We start from the raw sequence: 19,270 nt of genomic DNA, 5'->3' as shown, positions 1-19,270 counted from the left end.
CCGGCGGATCCTGGAGGCTCTGGCCGAGGGCGAGCGGGCGAACCGCGGGGCGGTGGCCATCGACGGCCGGATGGTGGACGCCGCCTCCATCCGTCAGGCTCAGGTCCTTGTGGAAAAGGCGCGTCGCCTGGGCTTCGCCTAGCGGCGACCGGCCAGCAGGCCGCGGCCGATCACCTGCGCCTGGATCTCGGCGGCGCCTTCGAAGATGTTGAGGATGCGGGCGTCGCAGAGGATGCGGCTGATCTCGAACTCCAGGGCATAGCCGTTGCCGCCGTGCACCTGGACGCCTACGTCGGCGTTGGACCAGGCCACGCGCGCGGCCAGCAGCTTGGCCATGCCGGCTTCGATATCGCAGCGGCGGCCCTCGTCCTTGGTGCGGGCGGCGAAGTAGCTGAGCTCGCGGGCCGCCACCGTCTCGACGAGCGCCAGCGCCAGCTTGTCGGCCACGCGGGGGAATTCGACAATCGGACGGCCGAACTGGCGCCGCTCCATCCCATAGCCCAGGGCCAGGTCCAGGGCCTTCCAGGCCACGCCGACGGCGCGGGCGGCCGTCTGAATGCGCGCGGCCTCGAAGGTGCGCATCAACTGCTTGAAGCCCTGGCCCTCGGCCTGGCCCAGCAGCCCCTCGGGCGCCACGGCGAAGTCCTCGAAGGCCAGGACGTATTCCTTCATGCCGCGGTAGCCCAGCACCTCGATCTCCCCGCCCGAGAGACCATCGTCCGGGAACGGATGATCGGGCGTCCCGCGGGTCTTTTCGGCCAGCAGGATCGACAGGCCGCCGTGGCCCGGCTTGTCGGGATCGGTGCGGACCAGCACCGTCATCAGGTCGCTGCGCGAGGCATGCGTGATCCAGGTCTTGGCCCCGGTGATCCGCCACGAGCCGTCGGCCGCCTTGACCGCGCGCGTGCGGAGCGAGGCGAGGTCCGAACCCACATCCGGCTCGGTGAACACCGCCGTCGGCAGCACCTCTCCCGAGGCGATCTTCGGCAGCCAGCGGGCCTTCTGGTGCGGCGTGCCCGCGCCCGCGATCAGCTCGCCGGCGATCTCGGAGCGGGTGCCGAGCGAACCCGCGGCGATCCACGCGCGGCTGAGCTCTTCCGAGACGACGCACATGGCGAGCTTGCCGAGGCCCAGGCCGCCGTACTCCGGGTCGATGCAGACGCCGAAGACGCCGAGCTCGCCCATCTCGCGCACCACCTCGTCGGGGATGAGCACGTCCTTCAGGTGCCAGTCGTGGGCGAACGGCGCCACGCGCTCACTGGCGAAGCGGCGGAACTGGCCGCGGACCGCGTCCAGCGTGTCGTCCTCCAGGGTCTCGTCGGGACGCCAGCCGTCGATCAGCAGCGCCGTCAGCGCCGCGCGGGCCTGCGCCGTATTGCCGTGCTCGAGGAACCAGGCCGCGGAGGGGTCGGCCGCCAGCTGCGCCGCGGCGGCCGTTCCGCCGAAGTCGGCGGGCCTGGCCAGCTCGTTCTGGCTCATCGGCAGGCCGCCGAGGAGCTGGGCCAGGTACTCCCCGAACGCGATCTGCAGGACGAGGGCCTCGCCCTCGCCGAACGCGCCGCGGGCCTGCGACCGCGCCGCCCAGCCGTGCAGCTGAGCCAAGGCTTCGACCGTGGTGGCGGCCCAGGCGAAGGCGTGGACGCGGCGCTGTTCGGCGTCCAGCCGCTCGCGCGTCACGGCGGCGTCGACCGCGGCCTGCGCCTCGGCCGCGAAGTCGCGCAGCGCCCGCACCGCCGCCTCGGCCCGGCTCAGCACATCGCCCATGTGCGCTCCCTGCGTTCCCTCGCCCCGTCATGGCAGCGCCGCCCTACGGAAGACAACCACTTCCCGATCGGCGGCGTCTCTGACAGGGTGCCGGCCATGAAGAAGGCCTCCGAGTATCGGCTCCACGCCAAGGAGTGCCGCGACCTGGCGGCCAAGATGGCCTCGCCGGAACAGCGCGGCCAGCTCCTGGAGATGGCCGACCACTGGGAACAGCTGGCCCGTGACCGCGCCGAGCTGATCGCCAAGCATCCCGACCTGGCGCTGATGGGCGAGCAGGAAGAGGAAGCCCGGACCGAAGGGCTCTAGGCTGCCGCCCGCGTCTGCGCCTCGTCCAAGCGGAAGGCGCCCAGCTGTGCGAGCTGCGCCAGCATCCGGCGAAGGTCCGCCAGGTTGCGTTCGGCGAGCGCCGCGTACTGTGGCCGGGCGAGGATTTCTTCGCTGATGACGAGGCCGGCGGCGACCTGATCGCAGGCGCCGGTCGAGACCAGCTGGGCGGCGCGGCGGCGGACCGTTTCCGCGGGCAGGGCCAACCGCCTGGCGACCAGGGCGGGGCGGACGGCTCGACGGTCTGCGCGCTGATCGGGGCCGCGATCGCTCTCGGCGGTGTTGGAGCGCAGGATCTCCAGCCAGACCGCCGCATCGACGACGTCGCCGATCTCGGCCGTGAGCAGGTCGACGAAGCGCAGCAGGTACTCCGCGGAAACGCGGGCGGCGGCGCGCAGCGGCGGGGACGTTCTCGCCCAGGGCTCGGCCCGGGGCAGGTCCTGAAGCTCAGGCAGGACCGCGAGCCGCGCCCGAAGCGCGAGCATTCGGGCGTACCCCGCCTCGGCGACCTTGCGGTGCAGCGGCGAGCGGACCTTCGCCCCAGGCGTCCAGACGCCGTCGGCCGAAACCTTCAGTATCCCGAACAGCACCAGGCGCGACACCCGCCGCCGCACGGTCTCGAACGGCAGGCGCAGGGACTGGGCCAGCGCGTTGACGCTGATCGGCCGGCGCAGTTCGTCGGGCGGCGGGGCGTCATAGGCGGCGTAGGCGCGCTGCAGGGCCGGGTCGCGCAGGACCAGCTCGACGTTGGCCTGGGTGACCGCCACGACGATCAGGGCGTCCAGGAAGTCGAACAGGCCGCGGCCGAACTTGATCTGGTCGAGGATGAACCCCGCCGAGACCTCTGTCGCCCACTGCGCCCTGCCGATCGTCATCCCTGCCCCCGAACACGAGGAGAGTAAGGCCGGCCGCACGCCACGCCATCCCCCGCGTGACAGCGGGCCGCAGCCGGAGCGGATTTCATGTGGGAGAAGAGGGAGAAGTGGTGCCGCCTAGGTGACTCGAACACCTGACCTACGCATTACGAATGCGCCGCTCTACCGGCTGAGCTAAGGCGGCCCACAGGGCGTCCCGCGCGGTTCGGACCGAGGTCCGGCCCGCGGGGAGGCGCCTATTTAGCGGCTCGAGGGCCGTTCGCCAAGCGCCGCCTCGCAGCGCCGCGCCGCGACGTTTCCGCAGGCGGGCCTTCGAGGCCCGCGGGCGGCTCGGCGCCGTAGTCCTCGGCGTCCACCGGATAGAGCACCGGCTCGGTGAGCATCGGCTCGGAGTCGTAGGCCAGCGGCAGTTCGGGGAGTTCGCGCAGGGAGCGCTCGGCCCGCTCGTGCCGCGGATGGATCAGCTCGCCCGTCTCGGCGTAGGTGATCACGAGGCGCGCCCAGTCCTGGGCGTTGTAGGCGAAGGCGCGGCCCTCGGGGTCGAGGTCGGACCAGTCGGGCTCGTGCGGGGCGCTGATGCCGCGGGCCAGCCACACGCGGGCTTCGTCGGGGCTGCCGGCGGCGAAGGCCATGCGGGCCATCAGGCCACAGATCCGGGCCGTGGGCGGCTCGGCTTCCAGCGCGGCGGCGGCCTCGCGGGCGGCGGCGGCGTCGCCGGCGATCAGCGCCCGCTCGACATGCAGGATCAGGCTCTCGCGATGCGTCGGGTTCACAGCGGCGAGTTCGGACAGCCGCTGGGCGCGTTCGCGCGGCGTCTCGTCGGTGCGCAGGTCACGGTAGGCCAGCCACAGGGCCGGGTGCGGCGCGGCCCGCCAGGCGTTCTCCACGGTCGCGGCGGCGCGGCCGATCTTGCCTTCCTGGGTCAGCAGGCGCGCGGCCATGACGACGCCGGGCGCGAAGCCCGGCTGCAGCTTGGCGGCCTCGACGGCGTGGTCGAGGGCCAGGCCGCGCGCCTTGGGCTCGGGCGCATGCTCGAGTTGAGCGGCGGAGGCGGCCAGCAGGGCGGCGCGGGCGCGTTCAGCCACCACCGGCGGGACGATCTTGCGGTCCAGCGCGCCCTTCACCAGCGACAGCGCGCCGGCCCAATCGCCGCCTTCCAGCTGGGCTTCCAGCAGGGCGCGCCAGGCCCAGCGGGCCGAACGGGCCTCGCCGTAGGCTTCCTGGGCGTGGCGCAGGGCGGTCTCGCGGGCGCCCTGGGCGAGCGCCAGCTGCATCAGTCCCTTGTGGCCGGCCAGGCGCATCTCGGGGAAGCCCAGCATGGCGGTGTAGGCGGCGCGGGCCTCCTCCACGTCGCCCGCGGCTTCGGCGGCCTGGGCGGCGAGGACGCGGACGAGCGCTGGGGTGTCGGAGGCGAGATCGGCCGCCTTTCGGGCGAGCCGGCGGGCTTCGGCGCCGTCGCCGCCTGCGGCGGCCAGGAAGCCGCGCGCCAGGACGTCGTTCGCCTGCCGTCGCCGGGCCTCGGCGCGGGCCTGCTCGGTCCGCCGCGGAGCGTCCAGGATCCACAGCACGGTGCGCCAGATCACGGCTGCGGCGAGGCTGGCCAGCAACGCAATCAGCAGGGCCGCGGCGGCGGTCATGTCAGCGCGCCAGCCCAGCCAGACGACGCTGGCCTGGCCAGGGTCGCCGGTCAGCGCGAGGACGGCGACAGCGACGGCGGCCACCAGGAAGAAGACGATCGCCGCCCGGATCATGCCGCGCCCTCCGAAGCGATGCCGGCCGCCTGCAGGTCGCGCACCGCCCGCGTGCGCAGGCGCACCGCCTGGCGGTCGATATGGGCGCGGCGCTCAGCCTCGGCGCGCCAAGGGGCCATGCTGTCGCGGGCGTTGGGCGGCAGGGCGTCGAGGGCCTTCAGCGCGCCAACCACGTCGCCCTGCTGCAGGGCCTGTTCGGCGCGGGCGAGCACGGCGTCCGCGCCAGGGCCCTGCGTGTCGCTCACCTGCCGGACGCTGACGACGCGCGACAGGACGTAGACGATGCGGTCGCCAAGCTTGGCGTCGGGCCCCGGCGTGCGGGCGGCGCTGGCCGCGCGGGCGGCGTAGCGCGGGAACTCGGCGGCGAGCTGGGCGCGGCTGGGGGCGCCCTGCTGGGCCACGCGCGCCAGGGCGGCGAGTTCCGGCAGGTCCGGCGAGGCGGCGCGCAGGGCGGCAAGTTCGACGGCGAAGGGCTCCGAGCCCTGGCTGGCCTCGACCAGCGCGGCGGCCGCGAGGGCGGCGGCAGCGGCTTCGCTGGTGCGGGCGCCTTCGCTCTCCAGGGCGGCGATGCGGGCGTTCAGCCGCTGGATCTCAGCGGGTTCGGCGCGCTCGAGTTCGGGCGGAGCGGCCGCGACGGAGGTCGGGACCTCCGTGGAGGCGGGCATGCCGGCGGGCGCCGGCGGCTCGGCGAGGATCCGCGGAGCCAGCACGCCGGCGCCCACGCCCACGAGCAGGCACAGGGCGCAGAGGGCTAGCAGCGACCACAGGCCCAGGCCCAGGGGCCGGCGCCGGTACTCGGCGGGATCCTTCGGGAGGGCGGGGTCGGCGCGCAGGTTCATGGGCGGCGGTCGATCAGGTTGAGGAGCGCCGCTTCCAGCGGGAACGGAGGATAGGCCTTGGCGGCGAGGGGCGTGCGCTGCAGCGGCTTGATGACCGCCTTGGAGAGGCCCAGAGCCCGCAACCCGGGCGCGGGGCGGGCCTTCAGCACCTTGGCCAGCACCTGGGCGGCGCGCGGCGAGTGCAGGAGGGCGGCGTCGGAGCTGACCAGCGCTTCCACCTGTTCGGGCGAGAGGCTGACCGGAGCGGTCTCGTAGAGGATCAGGCGGCGAGCCTCCACGCCGTGCTTCTCGAGCGCGCCGGCCAGGTCGCCGGCCGGCTCGGCGGCGCCCGGATGCAGGACCGCGCCCTTCAGCTCGCTGCGGCGGATGCCGATGCCTTCCGCCAGCGCCTCGACGTCGCCGTCGGCCGAAAGCACCGAGCGGAAACCGGCGGCGCGGGCGGCCTGTGCGGTGGCCGCGCCGACCGCAAAGACGCGCAGGGACCGCTCCCCGCAGGCGTCGGCGAAGGCGCGCACCCCGTTGGCCGAGGTGAAGGCAAGCGCGGCGACGCCGGACAGATCGACCGCGACGTTCGGCAGGATGCGGACGGCGAGCAGCGGCGCCACCACCGCCTCATGCCCCAGCGCCCGCACGCGCTCGGCGGTGAGGTCCGCGCCGGGCTGGGCGCGGGTGATCCAGATCTTCTGACGGCGGGCGGCCATGCTGCCTTCTCGCCCCGAACCCCTTTAGCTTTTGGAAACGACCCTGAGGCCGGTCGGCCCCGCGTTCAATCCCGGTGCGCCCACCCGTCACAGTTGTGCACGCAAGCGTGACCTTAAAGCGACGCTTGGTCGCCGGAACCGCACCCCGCCGCCGCGGCTTACGCAGCCTTGGACTCGGGAACGGGTGACGGATGCTTCTGCAACTTTTCCAGCGTCTTATGGCGCTTGTCTCGCTGGCCTTGCTGGCCGGCGGGCTCTACCTCGTCTGGTCCTGGTGGGATCTGCGGCAGACGCTGGAGGCCACCGGCGTCATCTATGAAGACGACATTGGTTGGCGCCTGTGGACGGGGCTGGCGCTCCTCACGGTCTCCCTGCTTGGGCGCACGCCAGTCCTGTGGCTGCTGGCCCGGCCGGGCGACGACGCCGACCGCCTGCGCCGGCGCGAGGGACACGTGGTTGAAACCCCCAACGGCGCGCGGCTCCACGTCGAGGCGGAGGGGCCGCCGGAAGCCCCGGCGCTCGTTTTCGTCCACGGCTGGGGCCTGGACGCACGGATGTGGCGCGACGCCCGGCTGATGCTGGCGGGCCGCTATCAGGTGGTCTCCTACGACCTCGCGGGTCTCGGCCAGTCCCGCGGGCCGGCCGATGGACTCTATAGCCTCGACGGCTTCGCGGACGATCTGCTGGCGGTCGTGCGCGAGCTGTGGCCGCGGCGCGTGATCCTGATCGGCCATTCCATCGGCGGCATGACCGTGCAGACCTTCGTCGCGCGACACGCCGGGGTGTTGGGCCAGCAGGTCCTTGGCGTCGTGCTCGAGAACACCACGCCAGTGGATCCGACCCGCACGACGATCCTCGGCAAGGCGCTATACGCCATGAAGCCGGTCCTGGGCCCACTGATGCGGCTCGACATCATGCTTTGGCCGCTGGTGTGGGCGATGAACTGGCAGAGCTACCTGTCCGGCGGCACGCACGTGGCGATGCGGTTCGGCGGCTTCGGTACGCGCCCGACACGCGCCCAGCTCGAGCACGCCGCGCGGGCCGCGACGCGGAACCACCCCGGCGTCCAGGCGAGGGGGAACCTCGCCATGATGAACTGGCAGGGCCTGGCCTCGGCCGGCGCGCTGTCGGTCCCGACCCTGGTCTTCATCGGCGGCCGCGATCTCGTCACCATCCCGGCGGCCGGCGAGGCGATCGTCGAGCGGGCGCCGCGGGCCGAGCCCAGTGTCCAGCCGCGGGCCGGCCACCTCGGTCCCGTGGAGCTGGCGCAGGACTACAACGAGGCGATCGCGCGGTTCGCCGACCGGGTCTTCACCGATGGCGCCGCCTGGGCCGACCGGCCGACGCCGGAGCACGCCGGGCGGACCTATGACGGCCCAGCCGGTCCCGTAACGCGGCCACGCGGCGAGCGGAGGCCCTGAGCCGTGCGCTGGCCCCTGACGCTCGCGATCCTGGCGGCCGGCCTGGCGCTCAGCGTCGGCGTTTGGATGCTGAGCGGCGGCCGGTTGGGCTTCCTGTTCCTGCCGCTGATCTTTGGCCTGCCGTTCGTGTGGCGGCGGCGGTCCTAGAGGACGATGGCGTCGCCAGCCTCGGCCTTGATCGCCTCGCCCAGCGAAATCCCAAGCGCACGGGCCGATTCCTGGGGGTCGGCGAGCTGCGAGAGCTCGGCCTCGCCCGCGTGACGGAAGCGCAGGCGGCCGTCGGGCGAGAGCGCCTCGACGATGAGCTTGCAGGTCCCGCCCTCGAGCCAGGCGTGCGCGCCGATCGGCGTCTTGCACGAGGCCTCGAGCGCCGTCAGAGCGCCGCGCTCCGCGGCGACGGCGAGCGTGGTGGGCTCGCAACGCAGGGCCTGGACCCACGGCAGGTCGCGGTCCGCCTCGCGGGTCTCGATCGCGAGCGCGCCCTGGCCCGGCGCCGGCGGAGCCGCCTTCGGGTCGATCAGGCTGGTCGCCAGGTGGCCGAGGCCCAGGCGGCGCAGGCCGGCATAGGCCAGCAGGATGGCGTCGGCCTCCCCAGCGGCCAGCTTGGCCAGGCGCGTATCGACGTTGCCGCGCAGGAGCTGGACCTGCAGGTCGGGCCGGCGGTGCAGGCACTGCGCCTGACGGCGCAGGCTGGCGGTGCCGAGGATGGCGCCCTGGGTCAGGTCCTCCAGGCGTTCCGGGCCGCGGCTCAGGAAGGCGTCGCGCGGATCCTCGCGTTCGGGGATCGCGGCGATGCACAGGCCCTCCGGCAGGGCCGCCGGCACGTCCTTCATGGAATGGACGGCGCAGTCGATGCGGCCGTCCATCAGCGCCTCCTCGATCTCCTTGGTGAAGAGGCCCTTGCCGCCGATTTCGAGCAGGCGGCGGTCCTGGATGCGGTCGCCGGTCGTGGTGATGACGACGATGGGGGCCACACGCTCGACCTCGGCCTGGTCGCTCGGATCGACGCCCAGGGCCGCGGCGATGCGGCGCTGAACCGTCCCGGTCTGCGCCAGGCTGAGCTTGGAGCCGCGGGCCCCGATGCGCACCTGGCTGGGATGGGCGGGCGGTTGCGTGGGCACGGCCGGCAGTCTACCTCGGGAGCCTTCAGAAGAGCGCCTCGCTACAGGAGCAGGCCGCCCCCGGCAACCGGATGACCGACACCTTCACTGTTCTCGGCCTCGAAACCAGCTGCGACGAGACCGCGGCGGCTGTGGTGCGCCTGACCGGCGGCCGCGTCGAGGTGCTGTCGTCGGTCGTGGGCAGCCAGATCGCCGCGCATGCCCCGTTCGGCGGGGTTGTGCCCGAGATCGCGGCCCGGGCGCATGTGGAGAGCATCGACAGCATTGCCGCGCGCGCTCTCGCGGAGGCGGGCGCGGGCTATGGCGACCTGACCGGTGTCGCGGCCACCGCCGGGCCCGGCCTGGTCGGCGGCGTGATGGTGGGACTGTCGTTCGGCAAGGCGGTGGCGCTGGCCCGCGGGCTGCCGCTCGTAGCGGTCAACCACCTGGAAGGGCACGCGGTGTCCGCACGGCTGGGGGCCGAGATCGCCTACCCCTTCCTGCTGCTGCTGGTCTCGGGCGGGCACTGCCAGCTGCTGGAGGTCGCCGGGGTCGGCGCCTGCACGCGCCTGGGGTCGACCATCGACGACGCGGCCGGCGAGGCTTTCGACAAGATCGCCAAGACCCTGGGCCTGCCATATCCGGGCGGCCCAGCCCTGGAACGGCTGGCGGAGGGCGGCGACCCCAGCCGCTTCACGCTTCCGCGCATGCTGCTGGGCCGGAAGGACTGCGACTTCTCCTTCTCGGGCCTGAAGACCGCCGCGGCGCGGATCGCCGAAGGGCTGAGCTCGGACGCCGACCGCCGGGACCTGGCGGCCGCCGTGCAGACCGCCATCGCCGACCAGCTGGCCGAACGCACCGACCGGGCCATGAAGGCCTACGCCCAGCGCCACGAAGGCCGCGGCCTGAGGTTCGTGGTGGCGGGCGGGGTGGCCGCCAACAAGGCCGTGCGCGCGCGTCTGACCGAGACGACGCAGGCGCGGGGCTTCGCCTTCTATGCCCCGCCCCTGGCTTATTGCACCGACAACGCCGCCATGATCGCGCTGGCCGGCGCCGAGCGGCTGGCGCTGGGCCTGTCGGACCCGCTGGACGCGGTGGCCCGGCCGCGCTGGCCGCTGGACGAGGCCGCCGCCGCGGCCAGCCCCACCCACCTGGCCGGACGCAAGGGAGCCAAGGCATGAACAAGGCCGGTGTGATCGGCGGCGGCGCGTGGGGCACGGCCCTGGCGCAGGTCTGCGCCAGGGCGGGGCGCGAGGTCGTGCTGTGGGCCCGCGAGCCCGACGTCGTGGAGAGCGTCAACGCCCGCCGCGAGAACGCGACCTTCCTGGCGGGCGTCACCCTAGATCCCGCCGTGCGGGCGACGGGCGACTACGCCGAGCTTGCCGACGTGGACTTCGTCCTGGCCGTGCCGCCGGCTCAGCACATGCGCTCCACCCTCACCGCGTTTGCGCCGCACGCCCGCGACGGCCTGCCCGTCCTGCTCTGCTCCAAGGGCATCGAGCAGGGCTCGCTGAAGCTGATGACCGAGGTGCTGGCCGAAACGATTCCGCAGGCGCGGGCCGCAGTGCTGTCGGGGCCGAGCTTCGCCGGCGAGGTGGCGCGCGGCCTGCCCACGGCGGTGACCCTGGCCTGCCCGGAACAGGGCTGCGCCGAAAGCCTGGCGGAGGCGATCGCCACGCCGACCTTCCGACCCTACTTCGCCAGCGACATGGTCGGCGCCGAGGCCGGCGGGGCGGTGAAGAACGTGCTGGCCATCGCCTGCGGCATCGTCGAGGGCCGCGGCCTGGGCCGCTCGGCGCACGCGGCGCTGATCACCCGCGGCTTCGCCGAGCTGACGCGGCTTGCCGTGGCCTTGGGCGCCAAGGCCGAGACGGTGGCCGGGCTCTGCGGGCTGGGCGACCTCGTGCTGACCTGTTCCAGCCCGCAGTCGCGCAACATGAGCGTGGGCCTGGCGCTGGGCGGCGGCCAGAGCCTGCAGGAGGCGCTGGCCGGCAAGCTGACGGTGGCCGAAGGCGTCGCCTCGGCGCCCGCGGTGCGTCAGCTGGCCCGCAAGCTGGCCGTCGAGACGCCGATCTGCGAAGCCGTGGCCGCCATCCTGGCCGGGGAGGCCGACGTCGACACCGCCATCCGAGGCCTGCTCTCCCGGCCGCTGAAAGACGAACAGGACTGACCGAATGCTCTTCGCCCTGATGTGCCTCGACAAGCCGAACGCCCTGGACGTGCGCATGGGCGCCCGCGAGGCGCACCTGGCCTATGTCCGCGAACGGCTGGACCAGGTGAAGCTGGCGGGGCCGCTGCTGGACGACGAGGGTGGGATGGCCGGTTCGCTGCTGATCCTGGATGTCGCCGACCGCGCCGCGGCCGAGGCGTTCAACGCCGCCGACCCTTACACGCTGGCGGGCCTCTGGGGCTCGGTCGAGATCCGGGCGTTCAAGGCGTCCATTGGCCAGGTCTGAGCCCGACAATCCCGCCCGGCCGCCGCCTGGCGTCCGACTCTGCGCCGTCGCCGACCTCGCCGATCCCGGGACCAAGGGGTTCCGCTTCCGAGAGGGCCAACGCCTGTTCGCGGGCTTCGTCGTACGGCAGGGCGAGACCGTCCGCGGCTTCGTGGACTCCTGCCCACACGCCGGCTGGCCGCTGTCGGGCCTGCCCGACCGCTACCTGACGCGGGACGACCGGCACATCCTGTGCGCCGGCCACGGAGCCCTGTTCCGGCTGAGCGGCGAATGCGTGGCGGGTCCGTGCGTGGGCGACCGGCTGACCAATTGGCCCGTCGAGATCCGCGATGGCGAGGTCTTCACGGCCTGAAGCAGGGCGCCAGAACATGCCCCTGCGAATACTGAAGATCGTCTGCCGACCTATTGAATCTCCAGCTGGAACCGACCACGCCGCACGCCTGATCGGTTAACCTTCTATTAAAATTAAGACTAGCTTTACGAACAGCTTCACCCTACACGGTCGCGCTTCCGACTAGCGTTTCGAAGGGCTCGGGGGCGTGCTTCTCCGTCTGCGCAGGATCTGGCTTCGCGACCACGCCGCGCACCTCGCGGGCGCGCAGCTGGCCCTGGCCGCCTGCCTGACCGCCGGCGTGGCCCTGGCCGGCGCGCCCCAGGCGACAACGCCGCAAGTCGCAGTGGCGCCGGTCGCCGCGACGGCCACGCCCGCGGCCGCCAGCGCCGAGCCCCAGGCCGACGTCGTCCGCCTGCAGGACATGACGCCCGAGCAGGCGCAGCTCTGGAACGCATCGAACCCCATCTCGACCCTGCCGAACCCGCCGGCCAAGCCGTTCCGCCTGAAAGCGGAGAGCGTGCTGGACGAGGCCCGCGCCCTCGATTGCATGACCGCGGCCGTCTACTACGAGGCGGCCTGGGAAAGCACGGACGGCCAGCGCGCCGTGGCCCAGGTGGTGCTGAACCGCATGCGCCACCCGGCCTATCCCAAGACCGTCTGCGGCGTGGTCTTCCAGGGCTCGGAGCGCCGGACCGGCTGCCAGTTCACCTTCACCTGCGACGGCTCGCTGGCGCGGGCGCCGAACCCCGCCGCCTGGTCCCGCGCCCGGCAGGTCGCGACCGCGGCGCTGAACGGCTACGTGATGAAGAAGGTGGGCAACGCCACTCACTATCACGCCAACTACGTCGCCCCGTACTGGAGCCCGAACCTGCTGAAGGTGGCCCAGGTCGGCGCACACATCTTCTACCGCTGGACGGGCGGCTGGGGCCTGCCGCCGGCGTTCGGCGGCCGCTACCAGGGCGGCGAGGCGACCCTGCAGATGGCCAAGCTGGACGGCCTGCCGAAGGACGCCGCCAGCCTGCGGCTCGCGTCCATGGCGGTGGAAAGCGCCCAGCCGGCTCAGGCGCCGGCGGTGGAGGCGGCCAAGACGGCCGAGATCGCGCGGGTCGTCACCGAGCAGCTGGTCGTCGCCGCCGAGGTGGTGGCCAAGGACGCCGGCGAACTCGCCAAGCCGGAAGAGCTCGACTGGGCCGGTCGTCCGAAGCCAAAAGGCCCGGCGCGCATCGCCGCCCCCGGCGGTCCCGGCCAGATGGGCGGCGGGCTCTCGTACTGAGCTAGCGCGGCGACGGCTCGGCGCCGAACTCGGCGACGTCTTCCAGGAGCGCGGCGGCGGCGGCCTTGACCAGCTCGCCGCCCTTTTCCGGGGTGGCCTGGCCGGGATCGGAGCCCATGCGCCCATCCGCATAGCGGGCGCGGAAGTCGGTCGCCTCACGGATCGGACCGGTCGGGGCGATCTGCGGCGCGTAGTTCGCGGACTTGATGCTCTCGGGGTAGGCCCACTGGGTCACCGCGATCTCGGACGGGGTCGCGTGGCTGCCGTGGCCGGTGGGGAACTGGCGGTTGGCGAGCGCGGTGACGCCCTTCAGGTCCCACCAGTTCTTCAGTTTACAGGCGAAGCCCCGCGGCCGGCCGGCGTAGCTGGCCTCGGCGTAAAGTTCCGAGAACGCCGCCTCGATGGTGGCCACGTTGCCGCCGTGGCCATTCAGGAAATACAGCTTCTCGAACCCCGCGTGCGCCAGGCTGCGGCACCAGTCGCCGATCGCCAGCATGAAGGTCGAGGGCCTGAGCGCAATGGTGCCGGGGAAGTCCAGGTGGTGCTGGGCCATGCCGATGTTGAAGGTCGGCGCCACCAGGATGTCACCCGCCTTCTGCGCCTCGTGCGCGATGATCTCCGGGCAGAGCCAGTCGGTGCCAAGCAGCCCGGTGGGGCCATGCTGCTCGTTCGAGCCAATCGGGACGACCACCGTCTTCGAACGCGCAAGGAAGGCCTCGATCTCGGCCCAGGTGGAAAGGTGCAGCAGCATGACGGCCTCGTCGTCTAGTCGCCCGCCTCGGCGACCTGGATGGTCAGACCCATGGCCTGCATCCCCACGAGACGCCAGCGTTTGTCGCTCTTGCCGAAGGTGAGCAGGCATCGGTCGGCGGCGTCGTCCGCCGGCAGGCAGACCTTGCCGTCCGCGACCTTCATCCGCGCCTTGAGGGGCTCTTCGTCTTGGGAGCGCACGACGTGGAAGGCGTCGGGGCTGATCATCCGGTCCAGGGCGAACTCGGACGGCCCGCCATCGACCTCAAGCCCCTGGCCGCGGGCCAGCTCGACCAGCTGACGCCGGACGTCCTCGCGCACGGCGTCGCGGTCGATCTCGGCCTCGAACGCGACGCGGTCGCCAGCCTGCGCAGCCGCCAGCAGGCGCTCGGCGCTCGCGGCGGCATCGGCCTTGGCGCGGCCCTCGCAGCCGCCCAAAGCCAAAGCCAGCGCCCCCAGCGCCACCACCGCACCCGATCGAAGCATCGGCGGAAAATGCCGGCGGCGCTGAGTCACGGCAAGCTTGGCCGAGGCGTTATCCCCTGCGGCGTGTTGCGTGAGGGGGGTCACTCCGCATACTCGTCCTGCATCGGTCGCGTGTGAGGAGCGTCAGCATGTCGGACGGCGAGGTTTTCCCGGTTCCCGCGGAATGGGCCAAGCGCGCCCATCTGGACGCCGCGGGCTACGCCGCCGCATGCAAGCGGGCGGACGAGGATCCCGACGGCTTCTGGGGCGACATCGGCCGACGGCTGGACTGGATCACGCCCTTCACCCAGGTGAAGGACGTCTCGTTCGACAAGGATGACTTCCGCATCCGCTGGTTCGCCGACGGCGTGCTGAACGTCTCGGTGAACTGCCTGGACCGCCACATCCCGGAGCGCGGCGATCAGATCGCGGTCATCTGGGAGAGCGACGACGGCCAGTCGTATGACGCCCTGACGTACAAGCAGCTGCTGGCCCTGGTGTGCCGCTGGGCGAACGTCCTGAAGATGAAGGGCGTCAAGAAGGGCGACCGGGTCACCATCTACCTGCCGATGATCCCGGCCGCGGCCGCCGCCATGCTGGCCTGTGCGCGGATCGGGGCAGTGCATTCGGTCGTGTTCGGCGGCTTCTCGCCCGACAGCCTCGCCGGCCGCATCCAGGACTGCGACTCCAAGATCGTCATCACCGCCAACGAGGGTCTGCGGGGCGGCAAGGTCGTGCCGCTGAAGGCCAATGTGGACGAGGCGCTGAAGTCCTGCCCGGGCGTCACCGACGTGATCGTCGTGCGGCGCACGCCCACAGAGGTTCCGATGGTGGAGGGCCGTGACGTCTATTTCGGCGACCTGAAGAACACCGTCCCGGACACCTGCGACCCGGAGCCTATGAACGCCGAGGACCCGCTGTTCATCCTCTACACGTCGGGCTCGACGGGGAAGCCGAAGGGCGTGCTGCACACCACCGGCGGCTACCTGGCCTGGGCCAGCTGGACCCATGAGGTCGTGTTCGACTACCGGCCGGGCGAGATCTTCTGGTGCACCGCCGACGTGGGCTGGGTGACCGGCCACAGCTACGTCGTCTATGGCCCCCTCGCGAACGGCGCCACGACCCTGATCTTCGAAGGCGTGCCGAACTTCCCGACCTCGTCGCGCTTCTGGGAGGTCTGCGACAAGCACAAGGTCGAGATCTTCTACACCGCGCCCACGGCCATCCGCGCCCTGATGCGCGAGGGCGAGGAGCCGGTGAGGAAGGCCAGCCGCCACACCATCCGACTGCTGGGCACCGTGGGCGAACCGATCAATCCGGAAGCCTGGCGCTGGTACCACCGGGTGGTGGGCGAGGGCCGCTGCCCGATTGTCGACACCTGGTGGCAGACCGAGACGGGCGCCTGTCTGATGAGCCCGCTGCCAGGCGCGCATGCGCTGAAGCCCGGCTCCTGCGCCCAGCCGTTGCCGGGGATCAAGCCGCAGCTGGTCGACGCCGACGGCAAGCCGCTGGACGGCGCGACCTCGGGCAACCTGTGCCTGACCGACAGCTGGCCTGGCCAGATGCGCACCGTCTATGGCGACCACCAGCGCTTCATCGACACCTATTTCACGACCTATCCCGGCAAGTACTTCACCGGGGACGGCGCGCGCCGGGACGAGGACGGCTACTACTGGATCACCGGCCGGGTGGACGACGTGATCAACGTCTCGGGCCATCGCCTGGGCACCGCCGAGATCGAGAGCGCCCTCGTCGGCCATGACGCCGTCGCCGAGGCCGCGGTCGTGGGCTATCCGCACGAGATCAAGGGCCAGGGCATCTACTGCTTCGTGACCTTGAAGGTGGGCGTCGAGGCCTCGGAGATCCTGCAGGTGGACCTGCGCGGCCATGTGCGGCGGGAGATCGGGCCGTTCGCCGCGCCCGACGTCATCCAGTTCGCGCCCGGCCTGCCCAAGACGCGGTCGGGCAAGATCATGCGCCGCATCCTGCGCAAGATCGCCGAGGACGACCTGTCGAACCTGGGCGACACCTCGACGCTGGCCGACCCCGCGGTCGTCGACGACCTGGTGAAGAACCGCGCCGCGCGGACCCAGACGGACGTGATCTACGTGGGCGGCAAGGTGTTCCCCGCCGCCGACGTCGAGCAGCTGCTGATCAAGAATGCGCCGGTGGCCGAAGCCGTGGTGCTGGACGCCGGCGCCAGGGGCCTGGCCCTGTTCCTGACCCTGGAGCGCGGCTTCCAGCCGACCGACATCATGCGGGCCGACATCCGCGCCATGCTGCGGCGGGAGCTGGGCGAGGGCGCAGTCCCGGGGTTCATCCACTTCGGCCGCCTGCCGCGCACGGCGGCGGGCGAGATCGTGCGGCCAATCCTGCAGCGCATCGCCGAGGGCCAGCCGGCAGGCGATGTCGCGGGCCTGGAAGACCCCGCGGTGATCGACGAGATCCTCAAGACCCAGACCGAAGCTGTCGCCTGACCTGCCGCCGCCGCTGAAGGCCGCCATCGCGCGCGAGCTGGAAGGCGTGTCCCGCAAGGGACTCGCCGAGCGGACGGCCGCGACCACCGCCGCCTACCGCTCCGGCGGCACCTCGGCGCGTGCGATCCGAGGGCCCGAGGACGCGCTCGCCTATGCGCTGGCCCGCCTGCCGGCCACCTACGCCGCCTGCGCCGCGGTCTTCGCCGAGGCGCGCCGGATGGCGCCCGACTTCGCGCCGGCCCGTCTGTTGGACGCGGGCGCAGGACCCGGCGGCGGGAGCTGGGCGGCGCTGGAGGCCTTTCCGGACATCGGCACGGTGACCTGGCTGGACGCCAGCGCGCCCTTCTTGGCGCTGGCCGACCGGCTGGCGCAGGCCGGGCCCGAGGCGCTGCGCCAGGCCGACGCGCGCCGCGCGGACCTGACCGCCGCCGCCGAGCTGCCGGCCGCCGACCTGGTCATGGCGAGCTATGCGCTGGCGGAGATACCGGACCCCGCACAGGGACCGCTGGTCCGCCGGCTCTGGACCGCCTGCGAGGGCGTGCTGGCGCTTGTCGAGCCCGGCACGCCGGCCGGCTTCGCCCGGCTGCTCAAGGCGCGGGACGCGCTGATCGACGAAGGGGCGGCGATCCTGGCGCCCTGCCCGCACCACGCCGCCTGCCCGCTGACGGGCCCCGACTGGTGTCACTTCAGCGTGCGCCTGCCCCGCTCACGCGACCACCGCCTAGCCAAGGGCGCCGAGCTGCCGTTCGAGGACGAGAAGTTCGCCTATCTGCTGGCGGCCCGTCCCACGGTGGCGGCCGAGACGCGCCGGGCGCGGGTGCTGACGCCGCCGCGCGCCGGCAAGCCGGGCATCGAGCTGCGCCTGTGCGGCCCCGAAGGCGCGCAGACCCGCTTCGTCGGCCGCCGCGAGAAGGCCGCCTACGCCAAGGCCCGCCGGCTGGGCTGGGGCGACGTGTTCGAGGACTAGCTGGCCGCCTCGCCGGCGCGGCCGACGGCGTGCAGGTCGTTGGCGGCGGCCTGCGCCTGCATGCGGCGGCCGTGCTCGAGCTGCAGCCTGCTCTGCTGCTGCAGGTAGGGAACGATGAAGTCGATGAAGGCCCGGACGCGCGGCGTGTCCTTCAGCTCGCGGCGGGTCAGCAGCCACGATGAGCCCCGCGCCTCCTCGATCTCGCCCGAGCACCGCACCAGGTCGCGGTCGGCGTCGGCCGCCTGGCAAGCCATCGGCGCCACCCCCAGGCCGGCCTTGATGGCGTGCAGCAGGTTGTTCAGCGTGTTCGACCGGGTGACGGGCGCCTTGCCGCCAGCGGCGCGGAACATCCACCCCATGCCAGGACCCTCGGCCATCTCCATCTCGCCGCCGATCAGGTCGTGATCCTTCAGGGTCTCGGGCGTCGGCAGGCCGCGACGGGCGGCGTAGTCGCGGCTGCAGTAGAGCGCGAAGTCGTGGTCCATCAGCTTGCGCGAGATCAGGTCCGAGGTCGCCAGGGTCACGCTCGAACGGATCGCCACGTCGGCCTCGCCGGCCTGCAGGTCCAGCGGCCGGTCGGTGACGATCAGGTCCACCTGCACCTCGGGATGCTTGCGGCGGAATTCGGCCAAGCCCGGCATCAGCAGCAGGTTGGCCAGGAGTTCGGTGGCGGTGACCCGAATGGTTCCGGCCATGCCGCGCTGGTGGCCCGCCGCGCGGTTGGCGAACCGGTCGGCGGCCTGCTCCACGCGTTCGGCCTCGCCCACCAGGTCCTGGCCGGCGTAGGTCAGGCGGCTGCCGCTCTGGCCGCGCTCGAACAGCTTCAGGCCAAGCGCGGCTTCCAGACTCTCGATCCGGCGCGCCACCGTGGTCTGGTTGACGCCCATCGCCTTGGCCGCCGCCAGGGTCGAGCCGCCGCGGGCGACCGCCAGGAAGGCCTTCAGGTCGTTCCAGTCGTACATGAGCCTACTCTGCAGTTGTGCAGAACCTCGCTGCAAGGACGCAGATTGCACCTTGGCCGTGACATAGGTACTCCCCGGCGCTTCCTACAGAACCACGATCGTCGAACCTCGGCGGCCAAATTCCCGTGAAGGCGCCATGAAGCTCTACTGCGACCCGATCTCCACCACCTCCAGGCCTGTGCTGCTGTTCATCGCCGAACACGAGCTGCCGGTTGAGATCGTGCACGTGGACCTGATGGCCGGCGGCCACCTGGAACCGGACTACCTGGCGCTGAACCCGAACGGCATTGTGCCCTTCCTGGTCGATGGCGACTTCAAGCTGGGCGAGAGCGCGGCGATCCTGAAGTATCTGGCCCGCAAGGCCGGCTCCGGCGCGTATCCGACCGATCTGCAGGGTCGCGCCCGGGTGGACGAGGCCATCTCGTGGTTCTCGACCCAGTTCCACGCGTACTTCTGCCTGATGGTCTGCTACCCGAACATTGGCGTGCCGCACGGCGCGCCGCCTGAGCTGACCCAGGCGCTGATGGCCTACGGCGCCGACCACGCGCCGCGCTGGCTGAAGGTGCTGGACCAGCACATGCTGGCCGGCCGGGACTATCTCTGCGGTTCCGAAATCACGCTCGCCGACTACCTGGGCGTCTCGTACGTCCTGCTGGGCGAGCTCGCCGCCTACGACTTTGCGCCCTATCCGAACATCCAGGCGTGGCTTGCCCGGATGCAGGCGCGGCCGCACTTCGCTCCGGTGTTCGAGCGGTTCTTCGGCCTAGTCGCGTACCTGCGCGGCCAGCAGGCGGCGGCGTAACCGGCGCGT

Annotated in this window: 20 protein-coding genes and 1 tRNA gene; 11 read left to right on the top strand and 10 right to left on the bottom strand. The window is 72.3% G+C overall.

All coding sequences use genetic code 11. The features are described 5' to 3' along the window. Positions 1-138 precede the first annotated feature (138 nt). Positions 139-1,764 carry an acyl-CoA dehydrogenase family protein gene (locus RIF93_RS02755; protein ID WP_309088219.1) on the bottom strand — a complete coding sequence of 542 codons (1,626 nt, stop codon included), beginning with the start codon at positions 1,762-1,764 and terminating at the stop codon, positions 139-141. Positions 1,765-1,860: 96 nt separating this feature from the next. Here RIF93_RS02755 and RIF93_RS02750 point away from each other — a divergent pair, with 96 nt between their 5' ends. Continuing rightward, positions 1,861-2,070 carry a hypothetical protein gene (locus tag RIF93_RS02750; protein ID WP_309088217.1) on the top strand — a complete coding sequence of 70 codons (210 nt, stop codon included), beginning with the start codon at positions 1,861-1,863 and terminating at the stop codon, positions 2,068-2,070. Here the strand turns inward: RIF93_RS02750 and RIF93_RS02745 are convergent. The 5 genes from RIF93_RS02745 to RIF93_RS02725 form a co-directional block, all read right to left on the bottom strand. After that, a complete protein-coding gene (locus RIF93_RS02745) occupies positions 2,067-2,963 on the bottom strand; it encodes a hypothetical protein (RefSeq protein WP_309088215.1) in 897 nt (298 codons plus the stop codon). The genes RIF93_RS02750 and RIF93_RS02745 overlap by 4 nt on opposite strands. Before the next feature lie 108 nt (positions 2,964-3,071). Further along, a tRNA-Thr gene (locus tag RIF93_RS02740) sits at positions 3,072-3,147 on the bottom strand. A 52-nt stretch (positions 3,148-3,199) separates the two neighbouring features. Further along, positions 3,200-4,714: a heme biosynthesis HemY N-terminal domain-containing protein gene (locus RIF93_RS02735; RefSeq protein ID WP_309088213.1), complete on the bottom strand. Its 1,515-nt coding sequence runs from the start codon at positions 4,712-4,714 to the stop codon at positions 3,200-3,202. Beyond that, positions 4,711-5,553, bottom strand: coding sequence for a hypothetical protein (locus RIF93_RS02730; protein ID WP_309088212.1), 843 nt, complete (start codon positions 5,551-5,553; stop codon positions 4,711-4,713). Before RIF93_RS02730 ends, RIF93_RS02735 begins: the two co-directional genes overlap by 4 nt. Next, entirely contained in the window at positions 5,550-6,254 is a 705-nt protein-coding gene (locus RIF93_RS02725) for a uroporphyrinogen-III synthase (RefSeq protein WP_309088210.1), read from the bottom strand. Before RIF93_RS02725 ends, RIF93_RS02730 begins: the two co-directional genes overlap by 4 nt. A 191-nt stretch (positions 6,255-6,445) precedes the next feature. Here RIF93_RS02725 and RIF93_RS02720 point away from each other — a divergent pair, with 191 nt between their 5' ends. Next, a complete protein-coding gene (locus RIF93_RS02720; protein ID WP_309088208.1) occupies positions 6,446-7,675 on the top strand; it encodes an alpha/beta fold hydrolase in 1,230 nt (409 codons plus the stop codon). 3 nt (positions 7,676-7,678) lie between these two features. Beyond that, positions 7,679-7,822, top strand: coding sequence for a hypothetical protein (locus tag RIF93_RS02715; protein ID WP_309088206.1), 144 nt, complete (start codon positions 7,679-7,681; stop codon positions 7,820-7,822). Here RIF93_RS02715 and hemC read toward each other — a convergent pair. Further along, a complete protein-coding gene (gene hemC / locus RIF93_RS02710) occupies positions 7,819-8,796 on the bottom strand; it encodes a hydroxymethylbilane synthase (protein ID WP_309088205.1) in 978 nt (325 codons plus the stop codon). The genes RIF93_RS02715 and hemC overlap by 4 nt on opposite strands. 71 nt (positions 8,797-8,867) lie before the next feature. On the opposite strand from hemC, the gene tsaD reads away from it, so the two are divergent. From tsaD to RIF93_RS02685, 5 genes are all read left to right on the top strand, one after another. Beyond that, the gene (gene tsaD / locus RIF93_RS02705) at positions 8,868-9,956 is read left to right on the top strand and encodes a tRNA (adenosine(37)-N6)-threonylcarbamoyltransferase complex transferase subunit TsaD (protein WP_309088203.1); all 1,089 of its coding nucleotides are present in this window, start codon (positions 8,868-8,870) and stop codon (positions 9,954-9,956) included. Then, positions 9,953-10,945 carry an NAD(P)H-dependent glycerol-3-phosphate dehydrogenase gene (locus RIF93_RS02700; protein WP_309088201.1) on the top strand — a complete coding sequence of 331 codons (993 nt, stop codon included), beginning with the start codon at positions 9,953-9,955 and terminating at the stop codon, positions 10,943-10,945. Before tsaD ends, RIF93_RS02700 begins: the two co-directional genes overlap by 4 nt. A gap of 4 nt (positions 10,946-10,949) precedes the next feature. Continuing rightward, complete coding sequence (locus RIF93_RS02695) at positions 10,950-11,231, top strand: YciI family protein (RefSeq protein WP_309088199.1); 282 nt, start codon at positions 10,950-10,952, stop codon at positions 11,229-11,231. Then, on the top strand, positions 11,218-11,583 hold the full coding sequence (locus RIF93_RS02690; protein WP_309088197.1) for a Rieske (2Fe-2S) protein: 366 nt from the start codon (positions 11,218-11,220) through the stop codon (positions 11,581-11,583). Before RIF93_RS02695 ends, RIF93_RS02690 begins: the two co-directional genes overlap by 14 nt. Positions 11,584-11,770: 187 nt before the next feature. Next, positions 11,771-12,838 carry a cell wall hydrolase gene (locus RIF93_RS02685; protein WP_309088195.1) on the top strand — a complete coding sequence of 356 codons (1,068 nt, stop codon included), beginning with the start codon at positions 11,771-11,773 and terminating at the stop codon, positions 12,836-12,838. A gap of 1 nt (position 12,839) precedes the next feature. On the opposite strand, the gene RIF93_RS02680 is transcribed toward RIF93_RS02685, so the two are convergent. Further along, positions 12,840-13,589 carry a creatininase family protein gene (locus RIF93_RS02680; protein WP_309088193.1) on the bottom strand — a complete coding sequence of 250 codons (750 nt, stop codon included), beginning with the start codon at positions 13,587-13,589 and terminating at the stop codon, positions 12,840-12,842. Between the two features lie 14 nt (positions 13,590-13,603). After that, positions 13,604-14,074: a hypothetical protein gene (locus RIF93_RS02675; protein WP_309088191.1), complete on the bottom strand. Its 471-nt coding sequence runs from the start codon at positions 14,072-14,074 to the stop codon at positions 13,604-13,606. Positions 14,075-14,202: 128 nt separating this feature from the next. Between RIF93_RS02675 and acs the strand changes: the two genes are divergently transcribed. Both acs and RIF93_RS02665 read left to right on the top strand, forming a co-directional pair. Then, positions 14,203-16,530, top strand: coding sequence for an acetate--CoA ligase (acs, locus tag RIF93_RS02670; RefSeq protein WP_309088189.1), 2,328 nt, complete (start codon positions 14,203-14,205; stop codon positions 16,528-16,530). Between the two features lie 46 nt (positions 16,531-16,576). Further along, the gene (locus tag RIF93_RS02665) at positions 16,577-17,497 is read left to right on the top strand and encodes a small ribosomal subunit Rsm22 family protein (RefSeq protein WP_309088187.1); all 921 of its coding nucleotides are present in this window, start codon (positions 16,577-16,579) and stop codon (positions 17,495-17,497) included. Here the strand turns inward: RIF93_RS02665 and RIF93_RS02660 are convergent. Next, on the bottom strand, positions 17,494-18,459 hold the full coding sequence (locus RIF93_RS02660; RefSeq protein WP_309088185.1) for a LysR family transcriptional regulator: 966 nt from the start codon (positions 18,457-18,459) through the stop codon (positions 17,494-17,496). The genes RIF93_RS02665 and RIF93_RS02660 overlap by 4 nt on opposite strands. 136 nt (positions 18,460-18,595) lie before the next feature. On the opposite strand from RIF93_RS02660, the gene RIF93_RS02655 reads away from it, so the two are divergent. Beyond that, a complete protein-coding gene (locus RIF93_RS02655; protein WP_309088183.1) occupies positions 18,596-19,261 on the top strand; it encodes a glutathione S-transferase family protein in 666 nt (221 codons plus the stop codon). Positions 19,262-19,270 lie beyond the last annotated feature (9 nt).

The organism is Phenylobacterium sp., assembly GCF_031181185.1.
Lineage (GTDB): Bacteria > Pseudomonadota > Alphaproteobacteria > Caulobacterales > Caulobacteraceae > Phenylobacterium.
Note: the sequence above shows the minus strand (reverse complement) of the source record. Positions and strands in the feature narration are given on the sequence as shown.

Coding starts and splice junctions, on each gene's coding strand:
- RIF93_RS02755 (WP_309088219.1), bottom strand. CDS start 1,764: ATGGGCGATGTGCTGAGCCGGGCCGAGGCGGCGGTGCGGGCGCTGCGC.
- RIF93_RS02750 (WP_309088217.1), top strand. CDS start 1,861: ATGAAGAAGGCCTCCGAGTATCGGCTCCACGCCAAGGAGTGCCGCGAC.
- RIF93_RS02745 (WP_309088215.1), bottom strand. CDS start 2,963: ATGACGATCGGCAGGGCGCAGTGGGCGACAGAGGTCTCGGCGGGGTTC.
- RIF93_RS02735 (WP_309088213.1), bottom strand. CDS start 4,714: ATGATCCGGGCGGCGATCGTCTTCTTCCTGGTGGCCGCCGTCGCTGTC.
- RIF93_RS02730 (WP_309088212.1), bottom strand. CDS start 5,553: ATGAACCTGCGCGCCGACCCCGCCCTCCCGAAGGATCCCGCCGAGTAC.
- RIF93_RS02725 (WP_309088210.1), bottom strand. CDS start 6,254: ATGGCCGCCCGCCGTCAGAAGATCTGGATCACCCGCGCCCAGCCCGGC.
- RIF93_RS02720 (WP_309088208.1), top strand. CDS start 6,446: ATGCTTCTGCAACTTTTCCAGCGTCTTATGGCGCTTGTCTCGCTGGCC.
- tsaD (WP_309088203.1), top strand. CDS start 8,868: ATGACCGACACCTTCACTGTTCTCGGCCTCGAAACCAGCTGCGACGAG.
- RIF93_RS02700 (WP_309088201.1), top strand. CDS start 9,953: ATGAACAAGGCCGGTGTGATCGGCGGCGGCGCGTGGGGCACGGCCCTG.
- RIF93_RS02695 (WP_309088199.1), top strand. CDS start 10,950: ATGCTCTTCGCCCTGATGTGCCTCGACAAGCCGAACGCCCTGGACGTG.
- RIF93_RS02680 (WP_309088193.1), bottom strand. CDS start 13,589: ATGCTGCTGCACCTTTCCACCTGGGCCGAGATCGAGGCCTTCCTTGCG.
- RIF93_RS02675 (WP_309088191.1), bottom strand. CDS start 14,074: ATGCTTCGATCGGGTGCGGTGGTGGCGCTGGGGGCGCTGGCTTTGGCT.
- acs (WP_309088189.1), top strand. CDS start 14,203: ATGTCGGACGGCGAGGTTTTCCCGGTTCCCGCGGAATGGGCCAAGCGC.
- RIF93_RS02660 (WP_309088185.1), bottom strand. CDS start 18,459: ATGTACGACTGGAACGACCTGAAGGCCTTCCTGGCGGTCGCCCGCGGC.
- RIF93_RS02655 (WP_309088183.1), top strand. CDS start 18,596: ATGAAGCTCTACTGCGACCCGATCTCCACCACCTCCAGGCCTGTGCTG.